Consider the following 15,346-nt stretch of genomic DNA (forward strand, 5'->3'; position numbering starts at 1 on the left):
TTTACAATACATATCTAATGCATGAAAATATCGATTTCGTTCCAGCCGAGTAAATCTAGATTAGCTCTTGTCGGTAAAAAACGGAAAATATCTTGTGCAAGTTCAAACCTATTTTCTTTAAGTAGCATTTTTTGTAAAATATCTTTTAACTGATGCAAATAAAGTACATCTTTGGCTGCATATTCTTTTTGCTCTGAAGATAAATTGTCGGCCCCCCAATAGGAAGATTGTTGTTGTTTTGAAATATTTATATTAAGCAATTCTCGGCATAAATCCTTAAGCCCGTGGCTATCGGTATAGGTTCTTACTAGTTTTGAAGATATTTTAGTACAAAAGATATTTTCCAGCTCAATTTCTAAATATTTTTTTATGGTTGCTAGATCAAACCTTGCAAAATGAAATATCTTACATCTGCTTTTATCTGATAGTAAGGCTTTTAAATTAGGAGCGGTATAATTTTGATTTTCAAAATGCACAAGATGGGCTTCGCCGTTGCCGTTACTAAATTGTAGCAAACATAGTTTATCTCTATGTAGATTTAGCCCCATTGTCTCGGTGTCTATAGCAAGATCCCCTTCAAGCCTAAAATTATTCGGTAAGTCGTTTTGATAAATTTGAATGGTCATAATTTATGTTCAATTCCTTTTAATCAATAGTGTTGTTGCATGGTTCATTTTTTTTACTGGATTGCCACACGGTCTTCGACCGCTCGCAATGACGATACCTACCTTTGGTTAGAAATGTCTTTTGTTGTAAATACTTGCTCATTTGGAGCAGCTACTCCTAAAACTTTCTTTGCTTGTTCTTCTAACATATCTTTATTTAACGATTCCGTGCGGAGTAATTTGACGTTATGTTCAAGTTCTACTCTTTCTGCTCGCACGCCTTTTAATTCATCATAAGCTTTTTCAAGTTGTCTATTTACTTTTAAATATGCAATAATCCCTTTGTTACCATATATGCAATGAAAAACAAAATATCCAAGCAGTAAAGCTAAAAAGATGTTTAAAATTATTTTTTTAGAATTGTTATTTAAATGTATTAAATTCATAAGCATCATAGTATCTTAGTAAATTTGTATTGTCATCCCGTGAGCTTGTAGCGGGATCCAGTTTAAAATACTAAAATTATTAGTATTTTTCATTGTTTTTGGGATACCGTGGTCGAGCCACGGTATGACACCGAATGCGTTTTTCGATCCACGCAACAATGCCTTCGCGGGAATGACATAAAAAGGTCATAATGTAGAGTATTATTCATAAAATATTACTTATAAAAAATAATACAGGCACAGTTAAAATAATACTATCAAATCTGTCTAGCACTCCTCCATGACCGGGTATTGTGTGACCACTATCTTTAATGTTAAATTTTCGCTTAAAATATGAAATAAATAAATCACTTAATTGAGCTATTAATGCTAATATACAACTAATTATAAACAAATAAACTTTATTTGAAAAATAGTAATTTTCAATATGAAATCCTGATATAAAACTAACTAATACCGCGACTACACCTGCTGATAGTATTCCTGTAATCAGACCGCTCCAAGTTTTTTTAGGACTGATTTTTGGGGCAAGTTTTGCTCCTTTAAAAGTTTTGCCGCCAATCATTGCAAAAGTATCTACGGACCAAATAATGCAAAAATAAAGCATAATAAGCCAGCTATTGGTATCTTCCGTACTTAATAATATTAATAGACTTATAGGGATAGGAATAATAATTAGCCCAAGTAATAAATACGTAGTAGAAGAGCAGGTCATATTATACCATTCACTTAACATTCCCATACCCACTAATATCATTAGACCATAGAATAAAGGTTTAAACCATAATATAGCTACGACAAATAACGGAACTAAAATTATACCGGACAGAATTCTTAAATATATGTTTTGTTTATCTTTTGCCAAATGTTCTTTTCCTTTTTGAGTAATCATTTATAGCTTCTTGTATATCATCTTTATTAAAATCAGGCCAATATTTGGGTGAGAAATATAATTCAGCATAAGCTGCTTGCCAAAGTAAAAAATTACTGATGCGATAAACCCCGCCCGGTCTTATTAATAAATCGACATCCGGCATTTTAGGATCATAGAGAGCATCTTGTAAATCGCTCTCGGTTACTTCTTTTTTACCGCTTGCAATAATTTGTGTGCAGGCATCAACTATTTCTTGGCGACTTCCATAACTAAAAGCTATACAAAGCGTTATTTTATTATTATTTTTTGTTAATTCTATAGCATTATTTATTTGTTTTTGCAATGAGCTATTAAGAAAATTAAGCCTACCTATTACTTTTATTTTGACGCCGTTTTTATGTAAATTGTTTAATTCGGTTTTTAAATAAATACTTAATAGTTTTATTAAGAAATCTACTTCTGTGCTTGAGCGTTGCCAATTTTCGGAAGAGAAAGTATATAAAGTTATATAAGGTATCCCAAAGTTAATAAATTCAGGTAGTAATTCACGAATTTTATCGGCACCGGCTCTATGCCCTGCAGATTTCGGTAAATTATTTTGGCCTGCCCAACGTGCATTACCGTCCATTATTATTGCTAAATGTTTTATATTAGTCATTATTAAAAATTAAAACTATAAATTATATTTTTTTAGGTATTTCAATTCTAACCGATAACCCGCCTAAATCCTTGCTATCTTCTAAATAAATAGAGCCTTTATGATCGTTTATTATTTCTTTAGTAATAGCAAGCCCAAGTCCTACGTTACTTGCATTATCAAGCTGTCTTGCTTTATCCGATCTATAAAACGGTTTAAATACAAAATGTTTTTCCGCATCATCTATACCGGGACCGTTATCCTCAATAATTATAGCTACGGTAGATGCATTATCTTTTAAAGATATCTTAATTTTAGTTCCGTATTTTATAGCGTTACCGATTAAATTAGACAAGGCTCTTTCAAAAGAATTCGGCTTAATTCGTACTTCTAATTTATTTAAATTAGTAGATTTTATAAATTCAATATTTATACTCGATGAACTTGAAAAATTGGCTACGTCGTCTTTGTAAGTCCTTGGATGCTCACGTATTAATATACGCTCCGCTCCTCGGCTTACAGACTCCTTGCTCTTTTCCAAGTTGATCTTCGTATAACCATTCCTCATTTTACCGGAATATACATGCGACCATTTGTTTAAAAAATGTTCCATCCAAGGTAATAATAAAATTTCTTCAAATTCTTCCGTACTTTCACCCTTAGCAAAATCTAAATAAGAATTTATCATTTGCTGCATAGTTAATATATCTTGTTTTAACCCTTTGATTTCTTCGTTTTCTTCCATTAATTCAAGTTGTAGTTTCATTCTTGTTAAAGGAGTTCTAAGGTCATGCGAGATCATAGCAAGCATAGTGGTTCTTTTAGTAATTTGTTTTTCAATACGAGCTTTCATTTTTAAAAAAGCAAGTCCTGCTTTTCTTATTTCTAAGGCTCCTGAAGGTTTAAAATTTTTACCTTTTAAAACACCTTGACCAAATTTATCCATGCTATCCGCAAGAGCAAGTATTGATTTAATCTGATTTTTGGAGAAAATAATAGAAACGGAAAGTAATATAACAGTTAAAGATATAATCCATAAAACGAAAATATATACCGTAGGATTAAGTAATAATTTTGCAGGAAAAGTAATATATAATATTCCATCTTTTAATTCTAAAAATACTTCGATTTTATTTTCTTTATTTAGTTTAACTATATTTTTTTCATGGATTTTTGTAGCTAAAATGTTTTTAAATATAGTTAAAGGCTCACTTAATTTAGGCTGTTTTATAGGTAACTTTTTACTAAGCTGAAATTGATAAGATAAATTAAGATAATTTTCCGATAAATGGGTTATCTCTCTTGAATTATTTCTATGTTCTTTAATCAGCGATTCTATTTCATTGATAATAATAGTACTAGTATAATATGAAACATTATACCAATGACGATCGTAAAACAAGAATATAGCAACGATTTGTCCTATTAAAATCGGAATGATTATAATGAACATGAACCGTATAAACAGTGTTCTCGGTAATAATTTAGATATAAAGTGCATAGCCCTCATTACGCACGGTTTTTAAATATTTCGGTTCTTTTGGATTATCTTCTATTTTACTTCTTATTCTAGTAATTTGTACGTCTATAGAACGCATACTAAGTCCGCCCATAATTTTTGAAAGTTCAAAACGACTAGTGGATTTACCGGAATTTTTTATTAATATCTCAAGTAATTTTTGTTCGGTAGAGCTAAGAGATACAATTTGATTATTCTTGGTAAATTCTTTTGTATCAAAATTATAGCAATTATTGCCGAATTTAATTATATTCGTTTCTTTTTTAAAGTTATTATAATTATTGATTAAATTATTTATCCGTAATAATAATTCTCTCGGTTCAAAAGGTTTAGTTATATAATCAGAGGCACCGGCTTCAAGTCCTTTAACACGGTCATCGGCTTCCGATAAAGCAGTAAGCATAACTATAGGAATATTATTGCCGGCATCCCTTATAGTAGTAGCAAAATCAAGCCCGGTTATTTCAGGTAACATAACATCTAAAATAATTAAATCATAATTAGAAGTTTTTAATAGATTTTTAGCTTCTATGACTGAGTTTGCCGTTGATACCAAAAACTCGTTTTTATTTAGAAATTGCTTTAAAAGTGCTAATATTCTGCTATCATCATCAACGATTAAAATGTGTGCTTTGTATGTATGCATGTATACTCGTTTAATTTGGAAAATTGGCTTCGTTGCTCGTTTTATGTCATTCCCCCGAGGTATTGTTGCGTGGATCGGTAAAATCCGCTGTGTCACCCCGTGGCTTGACCACGGGGTCCATAAAAACAACTTAAAATACTAATAATTTTAGTATTTTTACTGGATCCCGCGATCAAGTCGCGGGATGACAAGAATAAGAATGATATAAAAAATGAAACTAAATTACGTCTACTTTAATATAAATATAGGTTAATGACAATGATAAAACTAGAGCAAATTTTTTGGCATGTTTGGATTAACGGTGATTTAGTTCCTTATCAATTTGCAAGGATTCATGTTTTGACTCATAGCCTGCATTATTCAGGATCGGTATTTGAGGGTGAGAGAGCTTATAACGGTAAAGTTTTTAAACTAAAAGAACATACGGAAAGATTAATAAAATCAGCAGAAGCATTAGGTTTGAAAGTACCTTATAGTGTGGATGAAATAATGAAAGCTCATGAACTTGTAATAAAACAAAATAATATTAAGGATGCATATATAAGACCGCTTATTTGGTGCGGAGACGAATCGCTAAATATTACTAATCCTGATTTATCTACTAATCTTTTGATTGCCGGTATTCCATCTATGCCAAGGTCTTTTGAGAAAGGTATAAATTTACATATAAGCCGTTGGCGTAAAGCAATGCCTGATAGCACGCCGGTACAATCTAAATCCGCCGCTCAATATAATATGGCAATAACTAGTAAAAAAGAGGCTAAAGCTCTTGGCTATGATGATGCATTATTACTTGATTATGAGGATTATATTGCCGAATGTACTACAACAAATATTTTCTTTGTTAAAGATAAAACATTATATACTCCGATTGCCGATAGATTTTTAAACGGCATAACAAGACAAACTATTATTGAAATTGCAAAAGATTTAGGTCTAGAAGTAAAAGAAGAGCGTTTGAAATTAGAGCAAATAGAGAATTTTACCGGATGTTTTGTTACAGGTACGGCAATCGAGGTACAAAATATTAATTCTATAGACCTGGGCAATAAAAAGATTATTTTCGATGATCATCAAATTGCAAATACCCTAAAAAAAGAATATGATCGTATTGTTAGGGAGTAGAGATATTGTTCTGAAAGCTGTCATCCTGTGGCCCCTCCACGGGATCCATATCAACAACTTGTTTTAGGATTTTAACTAGATCCCGTGGAGGGGCCACAGGATGACATTAATAATTAAAAATTATGCATAATATATTTAAAGGTTTAATTACCGCAGCTATAACCCCTTTTAAAGATAATAAATTAGATGTAGAGGCTTTAGAGAAAATTTTAAAACATCAAATAAAATATGAAGTCGATGGGGTGTTAATTGCAGGCTCAACCGGGGAAGGTAGTAGTTTAAGTTTTGAAGAATATAAATTATTACTGCAAACTAGCGTAGAAATCGTTAATAAGCGTATTCCTATAATAAGCGGATGTTCATCAAATAATACTGCTTATGCAAGAGAGCTTGCAGCGGAATCTACAAAAATTGGGGTTGACGGTTTTATGGCTAGCCCCCCGTCTTATATAAAACCTACTCAAGAAGGGATTTATAAGCATTTTGAAGCGTTGCATGAAGCATGTAATCTACCTATTATGTTATATTCGGCACCGACTAGAAGCGGAGTAGATTTTTCTGATGAGACAATATTAAGACTTAGCAAGCTATCACGTATTTTAGCATTAAAAGATTGCGGAGTAGATTTAGAACGTCCTATGCGGATTAGAGCAATAGTTAAAGAAGATTTTAATATTTTAACCGGTAATGATGAAGTAGTCTTAGCTTTTAACGCTCAAGGCGGGGTAGGGTGGGTTTCGGTAGCTTCAAATATTGCTCCCAATATATGTAAAGAACTATTAGAGAAGTGGTATAAGAATGATGTTAAAGAAGCTCTTGAAATCCATCAGAGATTACTACCTTTATATAAAGCTTTATTTGTAGAATCTAATCCGATTCCGATAAAATATGCTGCACATTATTTAGGCTTATGTGAAAATAAAATTAGATTACCTCTAACTGAAGCAAGTGATAAGGCTAAAAAACAAATTGAAAACATTATAACATCACTATCTATAAAAATATGACCGGGTATAAGAAAGTTATTGCACAAAATAAGAAAGCACTTTTTAATTATTTTATTGAAGAAAGATTAGAAGCAGGTATTGTATTAAAGGGTAGTGAAGTGCAGTCTCTGCGTCAAGGTAAAGCTTCCATAGAAGAAAGTCATGCAGCCGATACCGGACATGAGGTATTCTTATATAACTGTCACATTGCGGAATATGAAAAAGCAAACAGATTTAATCATGCTACTAGAAGACCGCGTAAATTATTATTGCATACTAAAGAGATAAAGAAAATTATTGGTAGAATTAAAATAAAAGGCTATACGCTAGTAGCTCTTTCTATGTATTTTAATAAAAAAAACAAAGTGAAAGTTGAGCTTGGTATTGCTAAAGGTAAGAAATTACATGATAAAAGAGAGTCAATTAAAGCACAAGATTGGAAAAGAGCTCAGAGCAGATTGATAAGACAAAAATAAAGTAAAAATAATATAAAATTTAAAGGTTATTTATGCAGCATATTATAGGTAAAATATTGGTTATATTCGTAATTATTATAGGTGTTTTATTTATTTTCAAAACAATGAAAACTTATTCTACAAAGTCGGTTTCCGTGGAGGTTAAACAAAGTGAGAATGCAAGAAAATGTGAAGAGGAAAGAGTACAAGAAATAATCAAAGATTATTTGCTTAAAACTCCTGAAATAATAATAGAATCAATAGAAGGTTTACAAAAACGTAAAGTACAGGAAAATGAGACTAAAGTTAATAATTATCTAAAAGATAATAAGTTAGGTATTGAAGATAGCCAAAGCTTTCCTATTATAGGCAATAACGATGGTGATGTAACAATAATTGCTTTGTATGATTACAATTGTTCTTACTGTAAGAAAGGCGATATTTCTATAAATGCATTATTGCAAAATGATCCAAAAGTTAAAGTTGTATTAAGACCACTCCCTATCCTTGGAGACGCTTCCGAATATCTTGCAAGAATATCTTTAGCGGTTTATAAGATTAATTCAAGCAAATTTAAAGTTGTTCATGATGAATTAATGAAAATAAGAAATATTTCTAAAGAATCCGTAAAAGAGTTATTAACCGAGAATGGCTTAAATGCTACGGAAATTGAAGAAACTGCCGATAGCACGGAGATTAAAGATTTAATTACTCAAAATATAAAAATAGCTAGAAACCTTAGAATCCAAGGAGTACCTGCGTATATAATTGATACAAAATTAATACCGGGGTTAATAGATTTCCCACAATTACTAAACATAGTTAAAGAAATTAGGGATAATAAGAGTTCTTAAGAAGAGATAAATGTCATACCGTGGAAAGGCCACGGTATCCAAAAATACAACTTATAATACACATTATTTGGCTATTTTTTCTGGATCCCGCGATCAAATCGCAGGATGACAATGAAAAATCCAATCCACACAACAACACCCGCTCGCAAATGACGACTTGAGTATCCATGCAACAAAAGCGAATGCCACGCGGGAATGACATCGATTGCTATTGAATAACTTTAACCTTTATTTAACAAATCCAACATAGTTTTGCCGATATCGGCAGGGGATCTAGTAATAGTTACGCCGGCACTTTGTAGAGCTTCAAGCTTATCTTCGGCGCTTCCTTTTCCTCCGGCAATAATAGCTCCGGCATGCCCCATTCTTTTACCGGGAGGTGCTGTAATACCGGCAATAAAGCTAACAATAGGCTTCTTGATTTTTGATTGTTTGATAAAGTCGGCTGCATCTTCTTCTGCATTACCGCCAATTTCACCGATCATAATAATTGCTTTTGTTTCATCATTTTTCAAAAACATCTCAATACAATCAACAAAATTAGTCCCGTTAACAGGATCGCCGCCTATACCGACGCATGTAGATTGTCCAAGACCTACTGCTGTTGTTTGAGCAACGGCTTCATAGGTTAGAGTACCTGATCTTGAAACAATACCTACCGTTCCTCTTTTATGAATATGTCCCGGCATTATACCGATTTTGCATTCTCCTGGTGTTATAACTCCCGGACAATTAGGACCGATTAATCTAGTTTTAGAACCGACTAAAGCACGTTTTACTTTCACCATATCAAGTACCGGAATTCCTTCCGTTATACATACTACTAATTCAATTTCGGCATCGATTGCTTCTAATATCGAATCAGCAGCAAATCCGGGCGGAACATATATAACGCTCGCATTTGCACCGGTTTTTGCTTTTGCTTCATGTACGGTATTATATACGGGTAAATCAAGGTGAGTATGACCGCCTTTGCCTGGTGTAACACCGCCAACCATGTTAGTGCCATAAGCTATCGCTTGTTCAGAGTGAAAAGTTCCTTGTGACCCTGTAAAACCCTGACAGATTACTTTTGTTTTTTTATTTATTAATATTGCCATGTTAAATAATTAATTTTATATATTATGTTTTTATTTTATGTGTGTTATCATTTTATGTCATTCCCACCTAGGCGGGAATGACATCAGCAGCCATGCTTCTACCTTATAGCCTCAACTATTTTATTTGCAGCATCTGCTAAATCATGTGCCGGTATTATTTCTAAACTGGAATTTGATAAAATTTCTTCGCCTTTTTCAACGTTTGTACCAGCTAAACGAACCACTAACGGCACTTTTATACCTATTTCTTTTGCAGCTGCAATAATTCCTTCCGCTATAATATCACAACGCATAATACCGCCGAAAATATTAACTAAGATCCCTTGTACTTCTTTATCGGATAAAATTATTTTTAAAGCTTCTTTTACACGCTCACGATCGGCTCCACCGCCGACATCCAAGAAATTAGCAGGCGAAGCACCGTAAAGCTTAATAATATCCATAGTAGCCATGGCAAGACCGGCACCGTTAACCATGCAACCGATATTACCGTCCATTTTTACATAACTAAGTCCTGCATTTGCCGCTCTAGTTTCTAGAGGATCTTCCTCATCGTGATCACGCATAGCGGTGATATTAGGGTGTTTGAATAGGGCGTTCTCATCAAAAGTGATTTTTGCGTCTAAAGCGAGTAGATCACCGTCGGTTTTTACAATTAAAGGATTAATTTCAATTTGTGCTGCATCGGTTTCAATAAAAGCATTATAGACCGATTTTACTATTTCTTTCATCTGTTTAGCTTGGTTATCCTTAAAGCCTAGCTCATAAGCTATGCCTCGCATATGAAAATCTTGTAAACCGGTTGCAGGATCAACAGAAAATTTAACAATTTTTTCCGGAGTTTTTTCTGCTACTTCTTCAATATCAACTCCTCCTTCGGTAGAAGCTATGAAAGTAATACAGCTAGCTGATCTATCAAATACGATACTAAAATAATATTCTTTTAAAATATCACAACCTGATTCAATATAAAGACGGTTTACTTTCTGTCCTTGAGGTCCTGTTTGATGTGTTACTAAATTAATGCCAAACATGTCATGGGCAACTTTCTTGGCTTCTTCTTTACTCTTAACAACCTTAACACCACCCGCTTTACCTCTACCGCCGGTATGTATTTGTGCCTTAACTACATATACTTCCGTATTTAACTTATCTATGGTTTCATTAATCCTTGCGGTTTTCGTAACAACTAGTCCGGTGGAAGTAGGTACACCGTATTTTCTTAAAATCTCTTTTGCTTGATATTCATGAATATTCATTTTAAATAATTTATTTAAATAATTAAAGCACAGTATAATAACTAATCTTTAAGCTGTAAAGAAGAGAGTTATTGTTAATTAAGGTCATACCGCGGCTTGACCGCGGTATCTTGTATCACAGGCTGGTATCCTAAGATCCCGCGATCAAAAAGTCGCGAGATGACATCATTTTACTCATTCCATATCCTCTTAAGTACGTTATCTTTTTTAATAAAGTGATGATAAAACGCAGCTAGTATATACAAAATAATTAAAGCAGTAAATAACAAAGCAGCCTTTTTATGGATTTTCTTAAAGATTTGAGCTAATTGTAAATCTTGAGCAAAAGAGTTTATAGTGAATAGACCGTATGATGATTTGATAAAATAGTCATGAAGAAGCCGCTTATCGGCATTAATAACATTAAAAGATATAGCAAATTTATATTAATCTTAGCGGCTTTTTTTGCTAATTCGGCATACCTTCCGGTAGCAAAACATTAGCATTATAGAATTTCCATAAAAGCCTTATTATTACTAAAGATAAAACAACTATACCGGTTGCTTCATGTATCCCGTATAGCTGCCATTTTAAAGGAGGCTCTACGAAATTATCCATTGAGAAACCGACAATAAGCATTACTATAACTATAATGCTCATGATCCAGTGAAAAAGTTTTGCAATTAAGCCGTAAGAATTTTCAGTATTTTTAAGTAGCATAATAGTACTCCGACTATGTCATCCCGCGAGCTTGTAGCGAGATCTCATAAAGTAAGCTGTAATTAAATTTCTAAAGATACCGCTACAAGCTCGCGGGATGACAATAAAAAAATCGAGCCACGCAACAAAGCTTAATTACCAACTGCTGTATCTATAATCTTTTCTGCCTCTTCACCGGTAATTTTTTCTTTATCATTCAGAATGAGATTAGCATTCTTTAAGTCCTCTCCTATGCTTTCCGCTCTTCCTTTTAAAATCTTAGCCAAAAACTGCTCGGCAAGAGCATAATAAGATATTCTATTGCCAGGTTTTGCAAAGCCATGTCCTTCATCGTTATAAAGTGCATAAACTACCGGTATATGCTTTGCTTTCATGCTATTTACAATCTGATCGGATTCTGTTTGTTTTACACGAGGATCGTTAGCTCCTTGAGCAATAAAAAGTGGTTTTTTAATATTATCAACAAATGTTAAAGGAGAGCGTTCATTTAAAAATTCTATATCTTTTTCGTTGTCCCAAGATCCAATTCTTTTTTTGAATTCATTTAAGGCCGGTTCCCAATAAGGCGGCACACTTTTAATGAAGGTTAATAAATTTGAAGGACCTACAACATCAACACCGCAAGCAAATATGTCAGGTGTCATAGTAAGACCGACTAAAGTTGCATAACCACCGTAACTACCGCCCATAATACAAACTTTATCAGGGTCAGTGATATTATTCTTAACTGCCCAGTTGACTCCATCAAGTAAATCATAATGCATCTTTCTTCCCCATTCGAGGTTACTAGCATTAACAAAATCCTTACCAAAGCCTGTAGAACCACGGTAATTAATACTAAAAACTGCGTAGCCACGATTAGCAAGCCATTGATGCGCAGGATCATACCCCCAGCTATCACGAACCCACGGACCGCCGTGAACATTAATTATTAGCGGTACTTTTTTATCGGGGATATTATTTTCATCAAGCTTTATATCATTTGGAAAAGTGATATAGCTAACTAAATTAAGCCCGTCACGTGACTTGATAATTACCGGTATCATCTTAGCAAGATTATATTGCTCAAGTTCTTTACGGTTAGTAAATAAAAACTCAGCTTTTTTATTTTCCCTATCATATTTATAATATTTCACCGGTGCATTATCACTATCATAAGCGACAATCCAAGTTTTATCGTCTAACGTCCTGCTATTAATAATTAAATCACCGCGATCAAGTGCCTGCAAATATTTAACATCACCTTCAATATCTTTATCTAATATCTTGTATGAAACTCTATCATAGTTTACGGATACTGCTTGCGGAGTTTGCTTGATAGGATGAACTGTAAATAAGCCAACATCGGCTTTTGAATCTTCAGCTAATATTTCATCTTTACCGGTAGCTAAGTTTAAAGCTTTAAGTGCCGAAGTATTGCGATTACGCCCATCAATCATATAGAGAATTTTATCACTAGCATCAAAACCTAAAATAGAAGTATTCGCTGAATCTTCCATTGATATTTTAGTAAATAATTCCCATTTATCATTTTTTAGCTCATAATATTCTGTGCCTCCGTCCTTATCAGGTGCAGCAGCATACTTTATGTGTAAATTATTATCTACTATGAAACCTGTAAATTTTTCGTTTTTTAGTACTAGCTCTTTTTCTAAAGTATCTAGATTTAATTTATAAACATCAAAATATTTAGGGTCACGCTCATTTAAATCTATTAATATTTCATTAGGATTTTTATAGCTTACTGCAACTATACCTGCTCTAACATCACGTTCAGGAGTGAGTAATTTTGTTTCTTTTGTTTCTATATTATAACTATATAGTCTAAAATTCTCATCGCCCTTATGGTCCTTAGAATATATAATATTCTTATTATTATAAACTACCATATAGCCTCTTATCCCACGATCTTTATCATGAGTTATGGCTTCAGCTTTACTAATATTATCTGCAGGTGCTAGCCAAATATTTAAGACACCGTCTTTTGGTGCGATATATAGAATATACTTACCGTCATGAGTTAAAGAAACTCTTGCTTTATCAGGATTACCGAATAAAACTTTTCTTGGGATTATTTGATTGTTATTATCTGCTACCGCGGTTTGATTTTGAAACATAAAAAGCACGCCTATTGTTAATATAGTAGCTATAATATAGGAACATTTTGTCATTACTAATAGTTTGTTATTTAATTTTGTGGTTCTTTTGATGTCATTCCCGCGAAAGCGGGAATCCAGTCACTAAAAAGTATAAACACGCTAGATTTTAAAATTAAAAGCTCGAGTTAGCTCGCTTTTTTCTGGATTCCCGCTTTCGCGGGAATGACATTCAAGCCACAATATAACAGCTACATTTTCTCGATATTGCTTAAGAACCAATCAACTTCTTTGGTATTAGCATTACGTGTAAATGTCCATTCTTCTTTTAAATCTTCGATTTTGTCAACTACATTTTTACCTTGGAATAATAATTTAATAAATATGTTGTTACCGAACAGGTAAATTGCCGAATATTTTGCACTTAAAGCCGATGAATCAAAAAAATCACCGTAAGATGGTGTGATTTTTTCAAATTCTTCCAAGTATCTTTTATCTATCAGCTCAGATAATTCTTGAGTGTCTTTTTTATAAGCAGCTTCTATAATCATTTGAAAAGCAGTTTTAGCATTATTTATAAATTTAACCGGATCAAATGAGTAAAGGCGTTTATGGACTTGTTCCATTCCATCTACGACCGCAGTTATATTTTGTTCCACTATTATATCTTTAAAAGCTTTAATATCTTGGGCTGTTGGAAAATTTTTTTCTTCTTTATTAGATTTAACTGCACTATGAGTTACGTCTTTAATAACAGGTTCGCCAAAATAAGATTTTTGCTTTGTCTGCTCCTCTTCTGAAGTAGAACCGAGAGTCGTAATTAATTTGTTGATAATAAAAAAGGCAATAACGGCAAAAATTAATAACTCTATTATTTGAGGAGACATTTTCTATTTATTTTTATTTGAGTTACACTTAAAGTTTAAAAAATCACTAAAATATCTTGATTATTTTAATTATTATAATATTATTGTTTTGTAAATGATGTTTAAACTCCATCATTGCAAAACATTTATAGCCTTTAGTCCATTTATGCTAGGGGGCTGTTGTACTAAAGCTTAATTTTTAAGCGTTTTAGTATAACGGATAATTATTGTTTTCAATGATTGCGTTTATCCCCTAGCACCTTTTTATTTATTCACTTATCTCGTCTTTTAGACTGATATTTTTTAATAGCTTTTCCACTTTTATAGCATTATCAAATCCGTGATCGTAATGAAATCTTATATCAGGCGAGAATTTCATATTTATTTTATTAGTAATAAAATTTCTGATAGCATTTTTAGAATTATTTAATGCATCCATAATTTCATCTATTGTTAGTTTAGTATTAAAAGGCAAGAAATAACAATTAGCTATTTTTAAGTCGGCAGTAACTATAACTTTCGTAATAGTGAGAGGACAATCAAAAAGTCTGCTATCCAGCATTTTACCACGCCTTAGAATTGCGATTAATGCTTCATTTATAATACTTGCTAATTTTTGTTGTCTATGAGAACTGGTTTTAGTTAATTTTTTCATAAATTATAGAATATATAATGTTAGGGCATAATAACATATTTTAGCTAAGCTACAAATACTTAAAAATTTTAAAAATTTGGTTTTAAAAAAACCGGAGAATAAAGAAATAAAGCTTCCCCAAAAAGGAAATGCCATTAAGAAAAGTATAAATATCTCATATGTGTAATATAGTTTTGCTAAATTTTTATGCCTCAAAATATTTTGTTCATTTTTGGAAGCATAAAAGATATTTAAAACTATTCTTCCAAAAATATAATTGACTGCATTACCGCTAAGAGAAGCACAAGTAGCTACTAGCAGCATTATTAAACTATTATAGCCCCCAAACATTTTCATAGAATGAAATATTAATTCATTCTGAAAACCAATAACAAGATTTGAGACAAAACTATCAACAAATAATAAACTATATGCTTCAAATTGTTCCATAAATATTATATAGTAAATTTTAATTAGGGGTGTTGTATTGCTCGATGTCATTCCCGCCTAGGCGGGAATCCAAAAAATAACCTTAATATTAGGTG

General features: G+C 32.5%; 17 protein-coding genes and 2 pseudogenes. 4 read left to right on the forward strand and 15 right to left on the reverse strand.

The window, feature by feature from the left end:
* Positions 1-14 precede the first annotated feature (14 nt).
* The 7 genes and pseudogenes from ACIAS7_RS05445 to ACIAS7_RS05475 all read right to left on the reverse strand — a co-directional run bounded on the left by ACIAS7_RS05445 (position 15) and on the right by ACIAS7_RS05475 (position 4,727).
* Positions 15-626: a ribonuclease D gene (locus ACIAS7_RS05445; protein ID WP_473198539.1), complete on the reverse strand. Its 612-nt coding sequence runs from the start codon at positions 624-626 to the stop codon at positions 15-17.
* Positions 627-724: 98 nt separating this feature from the next.
* Positions 725-1,060: an FtsB family cell division protein gene (locus ACIAS7_RS05450; protein WP_473198540.1), complete on the reverse strand. Its 336-nt coding sequence runs from the start codon at positions 1,058-1,060 to the stop codon at positions 725-727.
* Positions 1,061-1,256: 196 nt separating this feature from the next.
* Positions 1,257-1,943, reverse strand: a complete 687-nt coding sequence (locus ACIAS7_RS05455; RefSeq protein WP_473198541.1) for a phosphatidate cytidylyltransferase — start codon at positions 1,941-1,943, stop codon at positions 1,257-1,259.
* Positions 1,903-2,583, reverse strand: a complete 681-nt coding sequence (gene uppS, locus ACIAS7_RS05460; RefSeq protein WP_473198542.1) for a polyprenyl diphosphate synthase — start codon at positions 2,581-2,583, stop codon at positions 1,903-1,905. The genes ACIAS7_RS05455 and uppS overlap by 41 nt, the downstream gene beginning before the upstream one ends.
* 22 nt (positions 2,584-2,605) lie before the next feature.
* Positions 2,606-2,992, reverse strand: a pseudogene (locus ACIAS7_RS05465) (sensor histidine kinase); the annotation flags it as partial.
* Positions 2,993-3,142: 150 nt separating this feature from the next.
* Positions 3,143-4,072, reverse strand: a pseudogene (locus tag ACIAS7_RS05470) (histidine kinase dimerization/phospho-acceptor domain-containing protein); the annotation flags it as partial.
* A complete protein-coding gene (locus ACIAS7_RS05475) occupies positions 4,047-4,727 on the reverse strand; it encodes a response regulator transcription factor (protein WP_473198543.1) in 681 nt (226 codons plus the stop codon). The pseudogene ACIAS7_RS05470 and the gene ACIAS7_RS05475, both read right to left, overlap by 26 nt.
* Positions 4,728-4,979: 252 nt before the next feature.
* On the opposite strand from ACIAS7_RS05475, the gene ACIAS7_RS05480 reads away from it, so the two are divergent.
* The 4 genes from ACIAS7_RS05480 to ACIAS7_RS05495 all read left to right on the forward strand — a co-directional run bounded on the left by ACIAS7_RS05480 (position 4,980) and on the right by ACIAS7_RS05495 (position 8,147).
* Positions 4,980-5,852, forward strand: coding sequence for a branched-chain amino acid transaminase (locus ACIAS7_RS05480; protein WP_473198544.1), 873 nt, complete (start codon positions 4,980-4,982; stop codon positions 5,850-5,852).
* Between the two features lie 122 nt (positions 5,853-5,974).
* Positions 5,975-6,859, forward strand: coding sequence for a 4-hydroxy-tetrahydrodipicolinate synthase (gene dapA / locus ACIAS7_RS05485; RefSeq protein ID WP_473198545.1), 885 nt, complete (start codon positions 5,975-5,977; stop codon positions 6,857-6,859).
* Entirely contained in the window at positions 6,856-7,314 is a 459-nt protein-coding gene (gene smpB, locus ACIAS7_RS05490) for an SsrA-binding protein SmpB (RefSeq protein ID WP_473198546.1), read from the forward strand. Before dapA ends, smpB begins: the two co-directional genes overlap by 4 nt.
* Positions 7,315-7,346: 32 nt before the next feature.
* Positions 7,347-8,147, forward strand: coding sequence for a DsbA family protein (locus tag ACIAS7_RS05495; RefSeq protein ID WP_473198547.1), 801 nt, complete (start codon positions 7,347-7,349; stop codon positions 8,145-8,147).
* Positions 8,148-8,368: 221 nt separating this feature from the next.
* On the opposite strand, the gene sucD is transcribed toward ACIAS7_RS05495, so the two are convergent.
* The 8 genes from sucD to ACIAS7_RS05535 all read right to left on the reverse strand — a co-directional run bounded on the left by sucD (position 8,369) and on the right by ACIAS7_RS05535 (position 15,251).
* Complete coding sequence (sucD, locus tag ACIAS7_RS05500; protein ID WP_473198548.1) at positions 8,369-9,247, reverse strand: succinate--CoA ligase subunit alpha; 879 nt, start codon at positions 9,245-9,247, stop codon at positions 8,369-8,371.
* A 98-nt stretch (positions 9,248-9,345) separates the two neighbouring features.
* Positions 9,346-10,506, reverse strand: coding sequence for an ADP-forming succinate--CoA ligase subunit beta (sucC, locus tag ACIAS7_RS05505; protein WP_473198549.1), 1,161 nt, complete (start codon positions 10,504-10,506; stop codon positions 9,346-9,348).
* Positions 10,507-10,676: 170 nt separating this feature from the next.
* Positions 10,677-10,919 (reverse strand): cytochrome b, encoded by a 243-nt coding sequence (locus tag ACIAS7_RS05510; protein WP_473199426.1) that lies wholly within the window; start codon positions 10,917-10,919, stop codon positions 10,677-10,679.
* A gap of 34 nt (positions 10,920-10,953) precedes the next feature.
* On the reverse strand, positions 10,954-11,205 hold the full coding sequence (locus ACIAS7_RS05515) for a cytochrome b (protein ID WP_473198550.1): 252 nt from the start codon (positions 11,203-11,205) through the stop codon (positions 10,954-10,956).
* 131 nt (positions 11,206-11,336) lie between these two features.
* Positions 11,337-13,376, reverse strand: coding sequence for a S9 family peptidase (locus ACIAS7_RS05520; RefSeq protein ID WP_473198551.1), 2,040 nt, complete (start codon positions 13,374-13,376; stop codon positions 11,337-11,339).
* Positions 13,377-13,552: 176 nt separating this feature from the next.
* Complete coding sequence (locus tag ACIAS7_RS05525; protein WP_473198552.1) at positions 13,553-14,188, reverse strand: Tim44/TimA family putative adaptor protein; 636 nt, start codon at positions 14,186-14,188, stop codon at positions 13,553-13,555.
* A gap of 247 nt (positions 14,189-14,435) precedes the next feature.
* Positions 14,436-14,822: a 30S ribosome-binding factor RbfA gene (gene rbfA, locus ACIAS7_RS05530; RefSeq protein ID WP_473198553.1), complete on the reverse strand. Its 387-nt coding sequence runs from the start codon at positions 14,820-14,822 to the stop codon at positions 14,436-14,438.
* Positions 14,823-14,825: 3 nt separating this feature from the next.
* Positions 14,826-15,251, reverse strand: coding sequence for a YqaA family protein (locus ACIAS7_RS05535; RefSeq protein WP_473198554.1), 426 nt, complete (start codon positions 15,249-15,251; stop codon positions 14,826-14,828).
* Between the last annotated feature and the right edge of the window lie 95 nt (positions 15,252-15,346).

The organism is Rickettsia sp. 109562A South Dakota (assembly GCF_055791265.1).